The sequence below is a fragment of the Bacteroidales bacterium genome (genome assembly GCA_013314715.1).
Taxonomy (GTDB): domain Bacteria; phylum Bacteroidota; class Bacteroidia; order Bacteroidales; family GWA2-32-17; genus Ch61.
Window position 1 is genome coordinate 16099 of sequence record JABUFC010000023.1, and the last position, 18132, is coordinate 34230.

General features: G+C 34.4%; 17 protein-coding genes and 1 tRNA gene. 7 read left to right on the forward strand and 11 right to left on the reverse strand.

All coding sequences use genetic code 11. The annotated features are described in order from the left end of the window. The first annotated feature begins 15 nt into the window (after positions 1-15). The 7 genes from gdhA (at position 16) to HPY79_06875 (ending at position 7417) form a co-directional block, all read left to right on the forward strand. A complete protein-coding gene (gene gdhA / locus HPY79_06845) occupies positions 16-1353 on the forward strand; it encodes an NADP-specific glutamate dehydrogenase (protein NSW45512.1) in 1338 nt (445 codons plus the stop codon). 278 nt (positions 1354-1631) lie between these two features. Beyond that, positions 1632-2972: a Na(+)-translocating NADH-quinone reductase subunit A gene (locus HPY79_06850; protein ID NSW45513.1), complete on the forward strand. Its 1341-nt coding sequence runs from the start codon at positions 1632-1634 to the stop codon at positions 2970-2972. Positions 2973-2988: 16 nt separating this feature from the next. Further along, positions 2989-4155, forward strand: coding sequence for an NADH:ubiquinone reductase (Na(+)-transporting) subunit B (locus tag HPY79_06855; protein NSW45514.1), 1167 nt, complete (start codon positions 2989-2991; stop codon positions 4153-4155). A gap of 11 nt (positions 4156-4166) precedes the next feature. Further along, positions 4167-4862 carry an NADH:ubiquinone reductase (Na(+)-transporting) subunit C gene (gene nqrC, locus HPY79_06860; GenBank protein ID NSW45515.1) on the forward strand — a complete coding sequence of 232 codons (696 nt, stop codon included), beginning with the start codon at positions 4167-4169 and terminating at the stop codon, positions 4860-4862. A 5-nt stretch (positions 4863-4867) separates the two neighbouring features. Further along, a complete protein-coding gene (locus HPY79_06865; protein NSW45516.1) occupies positions 4868-5518 on the forward strand; it encodes an NADH:ubiquinone reductase (Na(+)-transporting) subunit D in 651 nt (216 codons plus the stop codon). A gap of 8 nt (positions 5519-5526) precedes the next feature. Continuing rightward, complete coding sequence (gene nqrE, locus HPY79_06870) at positions 5527-6144, forward strand: NADH:ubiquinone reductase (Na(+)-transporting) subunit E (protein NSW45517.1); 618 nt, start codon at positions 5527-5529, stop codon at positions 6142-6144. Between the two features lie 13 nt (positions 6145-6157). Next, positions 6158-7417, forward strand: a complete 1260-nt coding sequence (locus HPY79_06875; protein NSW45518.1) for an NADH:ubiquinone reductase (Na(+)-transporting) subunit F — start codon at positions 6158-6160, stop codon at positions 7415-7417. Here HPY79_06875 and HPY79_06880 read toward each other — a convergent pair. From HPY79_06880 to HPY79_06930, 11 genes are all read right to left on the reverse strand, one after another. Continuing rightward, positions 7414-7914, reverse strand: a complete 501-nt coding sequence (locus HPY79_06880) for a hypothetical protein (protein NSW45519.1) — start codon at positions 7912-7914, stop codon at positions 7414-7416. The two genes, HPY79_06875 and HPY79_06880, sit on opposite strands and share 4 nt — an antisense overlap. Positions 7915-7916: 2 nt before the next feature. Further along, positions 7917-8570, reverse strand: coding sequence for a uracil phosphoribosyltransferase (gene upp, locus HPY79_06885; protein ID NSW45520.1), 654 nt, complete (start codon positions 8568-8570; stop codon positions 7917-7919). A 4-nt stretch (positions 8571-8574) separates the two neighbouring features. Then, positions 8575-9507 (reverse strand): hypothetical protein, encoded by a 933-nt coding sequence (locus tag HPY79_06890; protein ID NSW45521.1) that lies wholly within the window; start codon positions 9505-9507, stop codon positions 8575-8577. Then, entirely contained in the window at positions 9504-10802 is a 1299-nt protein-coding gene (locus tag HPY79_06895) for a hypothetical protein (GenBank protein NSW45522.1), read from the reverse strand. Before HPY79_06895 ends, HPY79_06890 begins: the two co-directional genes overlap by 4 nt. Further along, a complete protein-coding gene (radC, locus tag HPY79_06900) occupies positions 10802-11494 on the reverse strand; it encodes a DNA repair protein RadC (protein ID NSW45523.1) in 693 nt (230 codons plus the stop codon). The genes HPY79_06895 and radC overlap by 1 nt, the downstream gene beginning before the upstream one ends. Positions 11495-11563: 69 nt before the next feature. Next, positions 11564-11818, reverse strand: a complete 255-nt coding sequence (locus tag HPY79_06905; GenBank protein NSW45524.1) for a 30S ribosomal protein S20 — start codon at positions 11816-11818, stop codon at positions 11564-11566. Positions 11819-11838: 20 nt separating this feature from the next. Beyond that, positions 11839-11910: transfer RNA gene (locus HPY79_06910), tRNA-Glu, on the reverse strand. Between the two features lie 41 nt (positions 11911-11951). Beyond that, entirely contained in the window at positions 11952-13085 is a 1134-nt protein-coding gene (locus HPY79_06915; GenBank protein ID NSW45525.1) for a hypothetical protein, read from the reverse strand. A gap of 110 nt (positions 13086-13195) precedes the next feature. Continuing rightward, on the reverse strand, positions 13196-14602 hold the full coding sequence (locus HPY79_06920; protein NSW45526.1) for an alpha-amylase: 1407 nt from the start codon (positions 14600-14602) through the stop codon (positions 13196-13198). A 117-nt stretch (positions 14603-14719) separates the two neighbouring features. Further along, positions 14720-15997 carry a glycosyltransferase family 4 protein gene (locus HPY79_06925; protein ID NSW45527.1) on the reverse strand — a complete coding sequence of 426 codons (1278 nt, stop codon included), beginning with the start codon at positions 15995-15997 and terminating at the stop codon, positions 14720-14722. A 21-nt stretch (positions 15998-16018) separates the two neighbouring features. Beyond that, on the reverse strand, positions 16019-17971 hold the full coding sequence (locus HPY79_06930; protein NSW45528.1) for a glycogen debranching enzyme N-terminal domain-containing protein: 1953 nt from the start codon (positions 17969-17971) through the stop codon (positions 16019-16021). Between the last annotated feature and the right edge of the window lie 161 nt (positions 17972-18132).

An 18132-nucleotide genomic window follows, 5' to 3' on the forward strand; every position in this document is an offset into this window, starting at 1 on the left:
TAAATTTTTAGTACAATGAATGTAGAAAAAATAATGAGTAACCTCGAAAAGAAACATCCTGGAGAGGTTGAGTATTTACAAGCCGTTCGCGAAGTTTTGGAATCAATTGAAGAAGTTTACAACCAAAACCCGCAATTTGAACAAGCAAAAATTATTGAACGCTTAGTAGAACCCGACAGAATTTTAACTTTTAAAGTGCCCTGGACCGACGATAAAGGTGAAGTTCATGTTAACTTAGGTTATCGTGTTCAGTTTAATAATGCAATTGGTCCTTACAAAGGGGGTTTACGTTTCCACCCTTCTGTTAACCTTAGTATTTTAAAATTCTTAGGTTTTGAGCAAATTTTTAAAAACTCTTTAACTACCCTTCCTATGGGTGGTGCCAAAGGTGGTAGCGATTTTGACCCCAAAGGAAAATCAAATGCAGAAGTTATGCGTTTCTGCCAAAGCTTTATGCTCGAACTTTGGAAAGTGATCGGTCCCGAAACAGATGTTCCTGCCGGTGACATTGGTGTTGGTGGTCGCGAAATAGGTTACTTATATGGAATGTATCGTAAGTTAGCTCGCGAAAACTCAGGCGTATTAACAGGTAAAGGATTAAATTGGGGTGGTTCACTTATTCGTCCCGAAGCAACGGGTTATGGCGTTGTGTATTTCTGCCAAGAACAATTAAAAACTAAGGGAATGGATTTAAAAGGTAAAACGGTTGCTATTTCTGGTTTTGGTAATGTTGCTTGGGGTGCCGCTTTAAAAGCTACTCAATTAGGAGCTAAAGTTGTTACTATCTCTGGTCCCGATGGATACATCTACGACAAAGATGGTATAAGCGGCGAAAAAATTGATTATATGCTCGAACTTCGTGCTTCAAACAACGACGTTGTTAAACCTTATGCATTCCAATTTAAAGGTGCAGAATTCCACGAAGGAAAACGTCCATGGGAAGTTAAATGTGACATTGCATTACCATGTGCTACACAAAACGAATTGAATGCTGAAGATGCTAATAACTTAGTTAAAAATGGTTGCATCTGTGTTACCGAAGGAGCTAATATGCCTTGTACACCCGAAGCAATCGAAATTTTCCATAAAAATAAAATTTTATTCTCACCTGGTAAAGCTTCGAATGCTGGTGGCGTTGCAACTAGTGGATTAGAAATGAGTCAAAATTCGATGAAACTTAGTTGGGGAGCCGAAGAAGTTGATCGTCGTTTACACGATATTATGATCAATATTCACAATCAATGTGTAAAATACGGCACCGAAAGCGACGGGTATGTAAATTATGTTAAAGGCGCTAACATTGCAGGTTTTATGAAAGTTGCTCAAGCTATGTTAGATCAAGGGCTTTATTAATAAATACTTGTTTTAAATTATGTTTAAAAACGGTTGCTTCAAGAGGCAACCGTTTTTTTTTACTATTTTAAAAACTATTAAATTTACCTATCTTATTATTAAGTCATTAATAACTTTAAAAAAAATTATTTAGAAGAACTAAAAGAGTAATTCAATACTTGAATTTGTTTTTTAAAAAAAATGTTCGCATATTTGCCTAAAATGTGATAATAATCATATTCGGTAAAATGTAATATATGTAAATAAATAAATATTTTTGCAAAGTAATATAAATGCTTATGTCCAAAACAATAAAATTACGCAAGGGTCTCGATATAAGGTTAAAAGGAAAAGCAGAGCAACAGTGGCTTAATGTTGTTCCATCGTCGTTATTTGCTATATGTCCTCAAGATTTTATAGGATTAGTTCCTAAGCCTTTATTAAAAGAAGGTGATGAGGTTAAAGCTGGTACACCTCTTTTTTACCATAAAGATATACCCGATATTGTAATTGCCTCGCCTGTAAGTGGAAAATTAAATCAAATAAAGCGAGGTGAAAAACGTAAAATATTAGCTTTTATCATTGAATCGGACGGAGCAATAACTTACAACGAGGGTGTTAATATCTCACAACTTTCGAGTGAAAGCTTAAGAGAAGCTCTCTTGAAAACAGGCTTATGGGCTTATATTAAACAACGACCTTATAATATTATTGCCAACCCCAATTCTAATCCTAAAGCTATTTTTATAAGCGGTTTCGATACTGCACCATTAGCTCCCGATTTAGAATTTATATTACAAGATGAAAATCAAGCTTTGCAAGCGGGTATCAATGTTTTGAAAAAGCTTGTTCAAGTTCCCATATATGTCGGGTTAAAAGCTAATAAAAAATCAGTTTTTGAATCAATTCAGGGCATTGAATTAAATTATTTCGATGGTCCTCATCCTGCTGGTAATGTAGGGGTTCACATTCATCACATTAACCCTATTAATAAAGGCGAAGTGGTTTGGACCCTTCAACCTGAAGATTTAGTTATTATAGGTCGCTATGCTCTTACTGGCAAATATGATGTTACTCGCAAAATAGCCGTAGTTGGTAGTCAAGTTCAACATCCTGCTTACGTTAAAACTATTCAGGGAGCTTCAATCGCATCGCTTACCTATAATAATATAATAGGAGAGAATAATCGCTATATCTCCGGTAATGTTTTAACGGGGTTGAATAAAGGTCAAGATGGTTTTTTAGGTTTTTATGACCGAATGATAAGCGTTATACCCGAAGGAAACAAATATGAATTTTTAGGATGGGCAATGCCTGGGTTTAATAAGTTTAGCATGTCTAAAACTTTCTTTTCGTGGTTAGCACCAAAAAAAGAATATGTAATAGACACCAACTATCATGGCGGCGAAAGAGCTTATGTAATGACAGGCCAGTATGAGAAAGTGGTTCCTATGGACATATTGCCACAACAGTTAGTTAAAGCAGCCATTATTAAAGATATAGATTTGTTAGAGAAACTTGGTATTTATGAGGTAGTAGAAGAAGATTTAGCTTTGTGCGAATTTGTTTGTACTTCAAAAATAGAAGTACAAACGATAATTCGCGAAGCATTAGATACAATACGTAGTGAAATGAGTTAATAAAAATACATTGATTATGAATGGACTCAGAAAATTTTTAGATAAGATAAAGCCTTCGTTTCAAAAAGGAGGTAAGTTTCATTTTTTGCATTCTACGTTTGATGCATTTGAAACTTTTTTATTTGTACCCAATAAAACGACTCAAAGAGGTGCTCATATTCGCGATAGCATTGATTTAAAGCGTACCATGTCTATTGTCATAATGGCACTTATTCCGGCATTGCTCTTTGGTATGTACAATGTGGGTTATCAGTATTTCAAAGCTATAGGTCAAGAAGCAGGTTTTGGCGAAATGTTTTGGTTTGGTTTTTTAAAGGTAATTCCAATTGTTATAGTTAGCTATGTGTCTGGATTAACGGTAGAATTTATTTTTGCTCAAGTTCGACACCACGAAGTTAACGAGGGTTTTTTGGTTTCGGGTATGCTCATCCCACTTATAATGCCCGTAAATATTCCTTTGTGGATGGTCTCGGTAGCTACCATTTTTGCCGTTATTTTTGGTAAAGAAGTTTTTGGTGGTACGGGTATGAATGTTTTTAATCCGGCTTTATTAGCACGTGCGTTTATTTTCTTTGCTTATCCTAAACATATTTCAGGCGATATGCCGTGGACTTATGGTTTAACAGAACATATTCAAACGGTTGATGGTTTTTCGGGTGCAACACCTTTAGCCAATGCAGCATCGTATGCAATAGATAAAATACCCGATAATTGGACACTTTTTATTGGTTTAATTCCTGGTTCTATAGGTGAGACTTCGAAAGCAGCCATTTTAATAGGAGCATTCATTCTTTTATTTACAGGAGTTGCTAATTGGCGAGTAATGCTTTCGGTTGTGTTGGGTGGTTTATTTATGGGCGGAATAATGAATTTGTTTGCTGTTAATCCTTATATGGAATTGTCGCCTATTACCCAACTTTTAATGGGTGGATTTATGTTTGGAGCGGTATTTATGGCTACCGATCCTGTTACAGCGGCTCAAACCAATACCGGAAAATATATTTTCGGATTTTTAGTAGGCGTATTGGCGTTACTTATTCGTGTCCTTAATCCTGCGTATCCCGAGGGTATGATGTTGGCTATATTATTAATGAATGCTTTTGCGCCTCTTATTGACCATTATGTGATTCAGGCAAACATTAAACGCAGAATGAAAAGAGTTAAGGTTTCTACAAACAAATAAAACTAAATATTATGCATAGCAATAGATATATTTTTATTTACTCGACCGTAAAGGTAATTATTGTTGCCATTTTATTAACAGTTGTTGCTATTGGTTTAAAACCCAAACAACAATACAATATTAAAGTAGAGAAAATGCAAAATATACTTGCTTCTGTAAACATTTTATCTACTACTAAAAATGCCGAAGAATTGTTCAATAAATACATTGTTGACCAAAAGGTTATAGATGTTAATGGCAACGAACAACCCAATTTAAAAGCCTTTGATATTAATGTTGAACAAGAAAGTAAGGTGCCAGCCGATAAAAGAAAATTGCCGATATACATTTGTAAAACCGATAAAGGTGAAACGAAATATATTCTTCCAACTTATGGTAAAGGTTTATGGGGGCCTATTTGGGGATATATTTCCGTTAATGATGACAAAAACACCGTTTATGGTTCTTTCTTCGACCATAAAGGGGAAACCCCTGGTTTAGGAGCCGAAATAGCAACTACAGCTTTTCAAGCTCAGTTTGCCGGCAAAAAACTTTTTGATGATAACGGAACCTTTGTTTCGATTAAAGCCGTTAAAGGAGGTGCTGATAAAAACGATGTTCACGGTGTTGATGCTATTTCGGGTGGAACCATTACAAGCAATGGTTTGACCAAAATGTTAATGGATGAATTAAAACCTTATGAAAACTTTTTGAAACAAAAAAATTAGGAATTATGAGCAACATAAAAGAAAAAGAACCTTTGTTCTCAGCTAAAATTGCTAAGACATTTTTAGGTCCATTAAATTTAAATAATCCAATAACCGTACAAATTTTAGGTATCTGCTCATCTTTGGCGGTAACGGTTCAGCTAAAGCCTGCTCTTATTATGGCATTGTCGGTAACGATTGTAACCGGTTTTTCTAATCTAATTATATCGATAATGCGAAATTCAATACCATCGCGCATACGTATTATTGTACAATTGGTAGTAATTGCTACCTTGGTTATAATTGTAGATCAGGCCTTAAAAGCTTATGTTTACGATGTAAGTAAAAAGCTTTCTGTTTTTGTTGGTCTTATTATTACTAACTGTATTTTAATGGGGCGTTTAGAAGCCTATGCTATGGCGAATAAACCTTGGCCTTCGTTTGTTGATGGAATTGGAAATGGTATTGGTTATGGTATGATACTGGTCATAGTTGCTTTTTTTAGAGAATTGTTGGGTTCAGGGAAAATACTTGGTATGAGTGTTATACCCGATTCATTTTATCAAGCAGGATACGAAAACAACGGTTTAATGATATTACCACCAATGGCACTTGTTACTATTGGTGTTATTATTTGGATTCATCGAAGTTGGAAAAAATCTCTAATCGAAAAATAATTTGAGCTATGGAACATTTTTTTAATATACTGGTAAAGTCGATTTTTATTGACAACATGATTTTTGCCTTTTTCTTAGGCATGTGTTCGTATTTGGCTGTTTCAAAGACTGTCAAAACAAGTATGGGGTTGGGTATTGCGGTTACATTTGTGCTTATTATCACAGCCCCTCTCAATTATCTTTTATATACTTATGTGTTAAAAGAAGGGGCTTTATCTTGGCTTGATCCAAGCTATGCTTCGGTAGATTTAAGCTATTTAAGCTTTATAATTTTTATTGCTACCATTGCAGCAATGACTCAGTTGGTAGAAATGGTGGTTGAAAAATATTCGCCATCGTTATACAATGCTTTGGGTATTTTCTTGCCACTTATAGCTGTTAACTGTGCTATTTTAGGGGTATCACTCTTTATGCAAGAACGCGAATACACTTCTATTAGCGATGTTTTTGCATTTGCTTTGGGTTCTGGTATTGGCTGGTGGTTAGCGATTATTGCATTAGCCGCTATTCGCGAAAAAATGCGTTATTCGAATGTGCCAGCACCATTACGTGGTATAGGTATTACATTTATACTTACCGGACTAATGGCTATTGCTTTTATGAGTTTTATGGGTATTCAATTATAAAATAACAACAACTATGATATTACTTGAAAGTTTAACATTAACGCTGATTATTGGAACCATTGCTTTTCTTATTGTTATCATTGCATTGGTCTTAATGTTATTGTATGCCAAATCTAAATTGACTCAATCGGGTCCAGTTAAAATAACCATAAATGAAGAAAAAGAAATTGAAACAACAGCAGGTAATTCACTTTTATCGACTCTCTCGAATAACAAGATTTTTCTTCCTTCGGCTTGTGGCGGTGGTGGCTCTTGTGGAATGTGTAAATGCCAAGTAATAGAAGGAGGTGGAGAGATATTACCAACTGAGGTCGGATTTTTTACACGAAAACAAATACAGCAAAATTGGCGTTTGGGTTGTCAGGTTAAGGTAAGAACCGATATGAAGATACATGTACCCGAAGAAGTTTTGGGTATAAAGAAATGGGAATGTGAAGTGATTTCTAATAAAAATGTAGCTACTTTTATTAAAGAATTTGTTGTTAAATTGCCTGAAGGAGAGCAACTTAATTTTCGTTCGGGAGGATATATTCAGATCGATGTTCCTAAATGCGAAGTTGATTTTAGCAAAGATATCGATGTAGAACCCGAATATCGCGATGAATGGGATAAATACAACATGTGGCGATTAAAGATGGTGAATAAAGAAGAAACTTTTAGAGCTTATTCGATGGCAAACCATCCTGCAGAAAATAACATTATTATGTTAAATGTTCGTATAGCTACACCACCGTGGGATAAAAAAAGTAATGCTTTCTTAAATGTAAATCCAGGTGTTTGCAGTTCATTTATTTTTAGCCGAAAACCTGGCGATAAAGTGATGATAAGCGGTCCTTATGGTGAATTTTTTATTAAGGATACTCAACGCGAAATGATGTTTATTGGAGGTGGGGCAGGGATGGCACCTATGCGTTCGCATATATTCGATCAGTTTTTAACCAAGAAAACAACACGTAAAGCAACTTTTTGGTATGGGGCACGATCAAAACGCGAAATATTTTACGAAGAGCACTTCCGTGAAATAGAAAAACAATTCCCTAATTTTAAATTTACTATTGCCTTATCTGAACCAAAGCCCGAAGATAATTGGACAGGTTTAACAGGATTTATTCATCAAGTTATATACGATCAATATTTGAGTAAACACGAAGCTCCCGAAGATATTGAATATTATTTATGTGGACCTCCTCAAATGAATGCAGCTGTGCAAAAAATGCTTGACGAACTCGGTGTGCCCAAAGAAATGATCGCCTTTGACGATTTTGGAGGTTAATATCGAAACGTTGTAAAATAAATAAGGCAACTTATTATTGTAGACCAAAAAACAACCGTTGAACTTAATATCAATATGATTTTAACACTTCGACCATAAAAGCGAACGGCTAAAAATGTGCCTAAAGGTATTGAGAGCAAAATAGGTGTTAATAATGCAATGCCAAGAATTCCTGCGTTCTGCTTTAGAAAAACATAACGACGTTTTCGACGAAAAGGGATATTTCTTTTGTCTTTAGGTTTTACAAACCAATATTTTATTTCTCTTAAACGTGCTCTTATTTTTGGATATTTATGCAAATATTTATGTATAAGCCAAAAGTAAAGCGTAATGACATGCTCCCAAAAGAATGAAAAGAAAATAATACCAGCAATTCCACCCGTCGAAGTTAAAATAATGGTTTGAATACATGTAAAATGTAATTTAATAGCAATAGGAAAGGCAAATATAAATTTGATTCCACTTACAAGTAAAAGTGATATTATTTTGGCAATCATAGCTAAATTTTACTTCCATATGCAAGGTCGCCCGCATCGCCAATGCCAGGTACAATATATGATTTTACAGTTAGTTCTTCGTCAACAGCAGCTGCCCAAATTGTTATATTTCGAGTATCAAGATTTTTTTGTAAGTTTTTAATGCCTTCTTTACTAGCAACCACTGTAACTATATGCATGTGCTTCGGCATTCCGTTGGTTAATAAAGCTTTGTAAGCTAAAATAATAGAAGAGCCTGTTGCTAACATTGGATCGCATAAAATAAGTGTACGTTGATCTAAGTTAGGACAAGAAATATATTCTAATTCGATGCGAAATGTTCCGTCTTTACTGTATTTTCTGAAAGCACTAATAAACGAATTATCGGCTGTGTCATAATAATTTAAAAGTCCTTGATGTAGTGGAAGCCCAGCCCTTAAAATAGTTGCTAATACAGGTTTTTCGGAAGGTACCGAAACCGTTGAAATGCCTAATGGTGTAACTACTTGTTTTTCTTCGTAGTTCAACGTTTTACTTATCTCATAAGCAAAAATTTCACCAATACGTTCAAGGTTTCGTCTAAAACGCATACTATCAGTTTGAATATTTTCGTCTCTAAGTTCTGCTACAAATTGATTAAGCAGACTATTTTCTTTTCCAAGTATATGGGTATTCATTATATTAAGGTTTTAGCCAACGTAAATAAAATGGTAAACGATTTAAAATAATTTGCTGGTATTTACCTGCAACTGCACCAAAGCTTTCGTAATATCTTGCTAATCCAGGAATCATGGAGCCTTCAAAGTCCAAAATTACGTTTTTTTCAGCATATCTTTTTATAAATTGATCAATTAAATAAAACATTGCTCTTTTTTCTTTCCCAGTTGGAGAACTCGCTGCAAATAAATAATAAGCTTTTTGATGAGAAAAAATAAAAAATGTTGCGGCTATAAGTTCATTATTTTCATCATAAACTTCATAAATTTCGCCAAATTTGTATTTTATTGCATTACTAATTATTTGCAACATCTTGTTATAGTCGTGTTTTTTTAATTGTGGAACTTTAATGCCAACATTTTTACGTATAAAATGAACAAAAGTTTGAGCACTAATAGTGTTAATTTTTAACCGAAGATTATGTTGTTGAGCTTTTACTAAATTACGTTTTGTATTGGTGTGATATTTATTATAAATGTAAGAATAGGTAGCAATTAAGTCTAACTCATAGTTTATTTTATGATGAATAACGATGTTATTGTCGTGAATAGATTCGATAAGATTGAGTTTGTTTGTATTTATATTGCAATAAGGATACAAGGTTGCTACTTGTTTAACATAATCTTCAATATTTGAAAGGTATTTAACATTGATCGAAAAGAATCCTAATTGTTGAGCAAAAAGGGGTTGAATAATTATTTTAGTTCCAAATATTTTTTTTATCGGAAGTGGAATTACGATTTCGTAATGATCACTTACCAAAGCTTCCCAATTAGGACTTACAATATCGAGATACCAAGCAAATGCATATAGGTTACCATTTACGGCATGGAGAATGCTTTTTTCCCATTGGACTTTATCTATTTCGTTATGTTTAAGGTGGATTAGTTTCATCATTTTGCAGCATCTAATATTTTTTCAAAGATTTCTTTCCAAGGCTGCCCATAAATATTGTCTTGTAATGTTTCGTTATGCCACAGCGAAACAAAAGTACCATTATATTTTTTTATTTCTTCGATATAATGAATTGATTTAATTAAAGCAGACTCAGGCGAAAGTTTATTGATAAGCCAAGTTCTATCCATAAAAGGAAATGGATAAATTTTGACATTTGTTTTAGTATTGTTAATAAGGTCAAAAAAGTAAAATGGAGTACAGGTGCCTGCTCTATAGCCATCTGCCTGAGTATATCCCATTGAAAAGTCGTATAAAATATTGTTTTCAGATAGGCTAACATATGAGTACGGAATATTAAAGCGTAAAAAGTGAAATCGATTATGTTCAATCTTTTTATTGATAATATGTTCAAGTGTTTCTTTTTCTAGTTTTATAGTTTTTTTTAATTCTGAGTTATACGAAAGGTGTAAACCTATCATAGACGACGAATTTAATTCTTTAACGGTTTTAATAAATAATGGGTGTTTACTCTTTAAGTTCCGATCGTATTGCGATGTTTTTCCTGTTAAAATAAAGAAAATAGGTTTATGTTGAAATTTAGCGCATTGATTTATGATATATGTGTATGTATCGTAGGGGTCTTTTATTTTTTTTGTTAAGTATTGCCATCGAAGGGTTACTAAATCAAAGCGTTTTTTTATAATAGCATTTCCAATGGCAAGTACAGAGTGAATAAGCTTTTTGCCTTTAAAAGCAAATAAATTGTCTATATCGAAAGTAAAAATAGAATGGTATTTTGATTTAGCAATTTCAAGGTTTGGAAATAACCATTTTAATTGATTTAAAAGTTTATCGGTCCATAAATTTACTAGTGGTGTTTGAAGTAGTTTATTTTTAAATAACCAAGAATAATGATAATCGAATCGGTCATGCTTGTCTTTTTGCTCAATAGTATATTCTTCGTAGCGACTAACAAGCCAAAAGCAGGCAGCAAAGACATCGAAAGGTGCTAATGATTGAGGGGAAGGACTTTTAAATAATGCTTTACCCCAAATGGTTTCGGCAGTTGATGGTAATACATGATTTAAGTTAGTTTCGAATAATAAATTCGAAGCATAAAGCCAAGCTCCTTGAAGTTCGATTTGTTGAGTATAAGATATTTTAGGTCCTTGATAGGCTTCGTATTCGAGTTTATTTTCTGTTAGTTTAAAATGAACTTTAGCAACATCTAAAAATAGATATTCAACTATAAAAGTTAAGCGTGGGGTAATATGGTGAGTATAAATTAGCAACATTATATCATTCCGTTATCGGCAAAGCTAAAATAATCTATTTGGGTAATAATTAAATGGTCGAGTAATTTTATTTGCATTATTTCAGAAGCTTTGTTGAGTTTATCGGTAATTTGTATATCTTGATCACTAGGTTTTAAATTGCCCGATGGATGGTTATGGGCTAAGATAATAGCACTTGCTTCGTCAATAATGGCTTGTTTCAAAATAAGCTTTATATCTATGACGGTGCCTGTTTTTCCTCCTTTACTCAGTGAATAATAACCTTTAAGTTTATTTGCATTGTTTAGGGTAATATACCATGATTCTTCTTGAGTGCTATCGCCAATAATCGATTTAAAAAAGGTATAAACTTCTTTGCTTGACGAAAAACTTGGAAGTTGTAAAGATGTTTGAAGTTGACGTCTATTACCAAGTTCTAATGCTGCTTTTATTGTAACAGCCTTAGCAAATCCAAGCCCATTGATAGATTTTAATTTATTTATATCAAATTGAGCTAATATATTTAGGTCTTCGTTGGCTGTTTTTAACAAATTTCTTGCAACTTCAATCGCATTTGCATTGGCTGTTCCCGTTCTTAATAAAATAGCGATTAGTTCGGCATTGCTTAATGCTCTAACTCCTTTTTTTAGGAGTTTTTCGCGTGGACGATCTTCTTCTGCCCAATTTTTAATAGAATTATTTAATTTATCCATATATAAAATAAAAAAGCCTCCCAAATTTAGGAAGACTTTTTTAATATATATCAATTTTAACGGAAAAGCTTAGGCTAAACTTTGAACGTGCTTTGCAAGTCCTGATTTTAAGTTAGAAGCTTTATTTTTATGAATAACATGTTTTTTAGCAAGTTTGTCGAGCATAGAAACTACTTTGGGCAATAGTTCTAAGGCTTCTTTTTTGTCTTTAGTGTTGCGTAATTTTTTTATCGCATTACGGGTTGTTTTTGCATAATAACGATTTTCAATACGACGAGCTTCGCTTTGACGAATACGTTTTTCGGATGATTTATGATTTGCCATTTTTGTTTTTTTTTTTGTTGCAGCCCGTAGGGGAATCGAACCCCTGTTTCAAGAATGAAAATCTTGCGTCCTAACCCCTAGACGAACGGGCCATTGTATTAACCCTTAAATTGGGAGTGCAAAGGTATAGTTTTTAATTTTTATTTCCAAATTTTTTCTGCTTTTTTTTGCTATTTTTTTTCTTTTCAAATCTATCTGCACTTTCGTTGTTTAGTTCAGATGTAAAGTCAATCGATGTGGTTTGGGGTGTAATTTCTTTTGTAAAAAAGTTATTGATATCGGGTTTTATACCTTTATCGTTTTGTGCAATAATGCTTTTTACTTGTTCGAGCGAAAGTGCCAGAAGATCTGACATTGTTTCTTTCGATTTGGAATACCAAAACATCGCTCTAAATATGTCAATTTTTTGGCAATATAATTCGCCATCCATTATATAGAGTGTTTCGTAAGTTTCGGGAAAATATTTTCGGGCATCGACATATACATCGAGTTCATAATTTAAGCAACATTTAAGCTTACTGCATTGGCCTGTTAATTTTTGTGGGTTGGGAGTGAGTTCTTGCAAGCGAGCAGCAGTAGTTGGTACCGAAACAAAATCGCTCATCCACGTTGAGCAACAAAGTTCTCGACCACACGAGCCAATGCCGCCAATGCGGCCTGCTTCTTGGCGAGCGCCTATTTGCTTCATTTCAATTTTAACTCTGAATTCGGCAGCAAGTACTTTAATGAGTTCGCGGAAATCGACTCTATCGTCGGCTATATAGTAAAATATAGCTTTCGATTTATCGCCTTGGTATTCAACATCACCTATTTTCATGTCGAGGCCTAATGAACGGGCTATTTGTCGAGAGCGAATCATGGTTGAGTGTTCGAGTGATATGGCTTGATACCACTTTTCTAAGTCAGCAGGCTTAGCTTTGCGGTAAATTTTTTTCTGCACGTTATCGTGAGCTATTTCTTTTACTCGCATTTGTTCGTAAACAATTTCGCCTAATGCGTTTACAATACCTATATCGTGCCCAATTTGAGCTTCTACAGCAACAATATCACCTTTTTTTAGCGGTATTTTATTGGCATTATGAAAAATATCTTTACGGGAGTTTTTAAAACGTATTTCTACAAAATCGGGTATAAATGGCGAAGTCGGAATGTCTTCCAAATAATTATAAACGTCAAGTTTAGCACAATTGTGCAGCAATGAGCAGGTGGTTTCTTCGCCATTTTTTTTAAGGATACAACCGCGTGAATAACAAGTATTTGATTCCATTGTGGTGCTTTTGTGTTTTAACCTACAAAGTTAGATGAAATTTGTGAAATATTTATATAACTTTTGAAAGTATTGATTTATGAAGCTAATAAACAATTTACAATTTAGGCTTATTTCTTTTTACTAGACGTTTTGCTTGTTTTTGTTTTTTTGCGTGTAGTGCTTTTTTTTTTCTTTGCTTGTGTTGTCTTGCGTTTAGTGGTTTTACGTTTAGTAGTTGGAGTATCGAATTCTTCGGGATAAACAAGCTCTGTACCTGGTTGAACAATGATAGAAGGTTTAAATTTAGATTTTTCTTTTTCAAGAGGTTTAATTAGTGTTTCGTTTTGTCCTGTAATTTGGTTAATGCGAATTTCAAAGTCACTTATAACATTCATATAATTAATGTATGCTTCATAGGGTGTATCATAATGATTAAAGTATTTATGTACATCGCCATCGCTAAACCATTTTGTACACATATAATAGAAATGGTCGCTGGTTTGTAAATATAGCCAGTCGTTATATATTTGTGGATTTTGGCTTTGTCGAACTTTGGGTAAAAGTTTATAGAGTGCATTAAAGGCGTCGTCTTGGAGTTCATTGCCAAGCCAAGCAGTTAAATCGCGTTCTTCATCTGCCCACGATATGGGATAGGGGACATGTATGGGAGCTACAGGATCTAATAAATCAAACGCTTCGCTTGGGGTTATGAATTGATAGTTCGAATGAGCAAAAACAGCCTTTGGGAGATGTCTCATAAATTCAAATATTCCGGTTTCGGCCCATTGATGTTCGCCAAAAGTTTCATAATCCATAAATAAGTTTACAATTTCCTGACGACTATCAATTGCATTAAGCCAAGATACGTATTTTTCTGTTGTCAAAGGCCATTCGGTCCATGCTTTATTAGAGAATCTAAAAGCAATGTCGTCGCTTAGTTGATAGTTTTTTAATAAAAGTTTAAGGCGAGGTTCTAGTGCGTTGCAATACAAATAATTGGGCGACTTCCAGCCCAGTATATGTTTGGCGCCTTCGGTAAGTTGACCTTTAAAGCCAAGTTCATAAACCATTTGGCCTATTTGGTCGCTATAAATAAGCTCCGTGTTTCTAAACGATGTTGGTTTAACACCGAATAAACGTTCTACTTTTTCAGAGTGTAAACGAACTTGATTAAAAAATTCTTCTTTATCACGAAGAGCAGATAAGCTATGCGAATATGTTTCACCAAGTATTTCAACACATCCAGTAGCTACTAAGCGTCTAAAACTTTCGAGTACATCAGGAGCATAACGTTCAAATTGGTCTAAGGCTGTACCGCTAATAGAATATGCTATTTTAAAACGCGTTCCATATTCTTGAATTAAGTCGTACATAAGCTGATTGGTTGGCAAATAGCATTTTTCTGCTACTTTACGCATAATGCTTTGGTTAGCAAAATCGTCAAAGTAATAATGGTTATTGCCTATTTCAAAAAAACGATAACGACGTAAGCGAAAAGGTTGGTGTACTTGAAAATAAAAACAAATTGCTCTCATTTTTTATTTATTTTTTTGGTTAATGAAAAAATGTGAAAGTAAAAATTAAACAGATATTTTATCTCCATTATGAATAATAACGAACTATTATGTTTATGCTTATTTATCATGTGAATTTTAATTGATAGAGTTATAAATTTCGATTATTTTTTGGGCACTATTATCCCATTTAAGATTATCTACTTCTTCACGTCCATATTTACGGAACATTTTTGAAATGCCTTCGTAATGGGTTAATCCATAAATAGCATCGGCAAGGGCATCGACATCCCAGAAGTCAACTTTTAAAGCGTATCGCAACACTTCAGATACTCCACTTTGTTTAGAGATGATAACCGGAACGTTGGATCGCATAGCTTCGAGGGGTGATATTCCAAAGGGTTCGCTTACCGAAGGCATGACATAAACATCGCTTATGCTAAATAATCGATATACTTCTTCGCCTTTTAAAAAGCCTGCAAATTGAAATTTGTGACCCATTCTATAATATGCAACACGTCGAACCATTCGATTTAACATATCGCCGCTACCCGCCATTACAAATCGGATATTAGGGTCGCGTTGAAATACTTTATAAGCTGCTTCTACAAAATAATCAGGACCTTTTTGAAAGGTAATTCTTCCTAAAAAAGTAACAAGTTTTTCAGGGAATCCTTTATTTTGATTTATTTCGTTGATGTTGACGGGTTCAACGGCGTTATGAACTGTAAATACTTTTTCAGCTGGAATACCATATCGTTCTATTACGTATTGACGAGTAAGATTACTTACAGTTATGACTCTGTCGGCTGCTTCCATCCCTTTTCGCTCAATATCGTAAACATATTGGTTAATGTTTTCACCGCTTCGATCGAATTCGGTGGCGTGTACATGAACTACCAATGGTTTGCCAGATACTTTTTTAGCTGCCATTCCAGCCGGATATGTGAGCCAATCGTGTGCGTGAATTACATCGTGTGGGTGTTCTTTAGCTAAAACAGATGCAATAAGGGCATATCGACTAACTTCGGCATAGAGGCTTTCGCCATATTTTCCCGAAAATTGATATTTTGCTCTAAATACTTTTTCATCAAAATGAGTATTGACGGTAGTTTCTTCGCCAATGAGTTTTAAAAAATCTTCTGGACCAACATAAGGAATAAGACTACTACCTATTTCATAGTATTTTACATTGTTCCAATATTCTTCGTAGTTGAAGTTTCGTTCATTAATTTCAACATCGCTAGCGCTTAAAAGATAAGCATGTTTATGATCTTCTCCGCCAAATAAGCGGGGGACAATAAAAATAACATTTATGTTTTGCTTTGCTAATCCTTTAACAAGTCCGTAACAAGCGGTGCCAAGACCTCCGGTGATATGAGGTGGGAATTCCCATCCAAACATTAGTACTTTCATAGCTTTGGGTTTTGTGTATATTTATTCATCTTTAAATTGGTCAATCATCATTTTAATACGAAGTAGTTCGGCAACGCTCCATGCTTGCGAAACAGCTCCATTAGGATTGTGTGGTGGGTCGCCGTCGTATATTTCACTTATAGTGCCAATACCATGTACAACCATTTCTTCTTCAAATCCTTGATATAAGCGTTCAATAAGCGATAATGCAGACTTTCCATGTATTCTAAACATTCCTTCAGCAAATGCTCCTAATAACCAAGGCCAGACCGTACCTTGATGGTAAGCTCTATCTCGCTCTGCTTGGTTTCCGCCATAAAAACCTTTATAGTCGGGATGATTAGGCGATAATGTTCGCAATCCTTTAGGTGTTAATAGTTCACGTTGAACGGTTTCAAGAATATTGCGTTTTATCTGCGGATCGTCGATAGGACTGTAAGGAAGCGATGTGGCAAACACCTGATTGGGACGAACACTCCAATCTTTGTATTCATAGGTAACTACATCGGCTAAATAGCCACGTGTATTATCGTAAAACATTTCGTGGAATGATTGCTTGATTTTATCAGGAATGTCAATCCATTCTAATATGAATTTTCTGTCTTGAGCTATTTTGGCAAGTGTTAAGCTATACATAATGGCGTTATACCAAAGTGCATTAATCTCAACAGCAAAACCGATTCTTGGAGTTACAGGTTTGCCTTCAACAATGGCATCCATCCATGTAAGTGCCATACCTGGTTTGCCTTGCCAAAGTAAACCATTTTCGTGCATTTTGATATTAAACTCCGTGCCTTCGCGAAAGGCAGTTAGTATTTTTTTTATAACTTTACCATATTCTTTCCAGGCACGTTTATAGCAATGTGCAAATTCGCAATATTGTTGTAAGGCCCAAAAAAACCAGAGTGGGGCATCAACACTGTTGTAACATGCATTGTCGCCAGTTCCTGCATTGGGGAAGAAAGGACCTTTCATTTCGCTAATCATGGTGTTCAAAACATCTCGAAACACATCTGTTTGTCCTTGCGATAAAGTGAGACCCGGAAGTGCTATAAAGGTATCGCGTCCCCACGAACCAAACCAAGGAAAACCTGCAATAATTTCGGTGCGTTTTTCTTTATATACAATAAATTGCTGGGCAGCATTGATTAAACAATTTTCGAAATTAGCTCGATTAATTCTGCATTTTATTTCTTTATCGAATTGACGGTTTAAGGAACGAGTTACCGCAGGTGAAGTGCCTGCTGAAAAAACAATAACTTCACCTTTTCGAATGGGCATTTCGAAATAGCCTGGAACAAATAAGTCTTCGTGATAGTCGTAACCGCGGTCCCTTTCTTCGATATATTCGATATTGTAATACCAATCGGGGACATGAACATAATCAACTTTTTTGGAAAATTGTAAATAGAGCGATGGGTAACCGTTGTATAGTTTTATTTTAATACCATTGTCAACTTCATTATATTTACTGTTAACATCTAAATTTGCTTTGCTTAAATTGTGAATGTTTCTAAACGCTAAAAAAGGTTTAAAACGTATTTTGGTGGGCGAGTGAGCATCGAGCAAAGTATAACGAATGAGTATTCGTTCTTCGGTGGTTACTAATATGAGTTCTTTTTTTAGGACAACGCCACCTACTCTGTAAATAAGATTCATGTTGGGCTCTAAGTCAAAATCGCGAATATATTTATGTCCTTTTGGCTCATATACTCCACCTTGGTAGCGATGAATACCTAAGTTAAAAGAGCTGTTGTGTTGTATAATGGTTTCATCAAGCGAAGAAAGTAATAAGTGTGTTCCACCATCTAAGTGTTCTATGGGACATGCTAATAAACCGTGATATTTACGCGTGTTGCAACCTATTAATGTTGTATAAGCGTATGAACCTGCTCTATTAGACCTAAGAACTTCACGCTTGAGTGAATATTCAAAATTTATGAGTTGAGTTTTGTCAAATTTAATATATCCCATAGCGGTTTTTAAAATTTTTGCAAATTTAATCTTTTTTTGGAAACATGAAGTTAAATTACCTTAAAAAACAATAAGAAGAAAATGTTTTAAAACAATGAATTTTTAAATATAAAAATATTTTTTGAAATAATAAATTATTGTTATGTTTGAGTTTTGAAAAT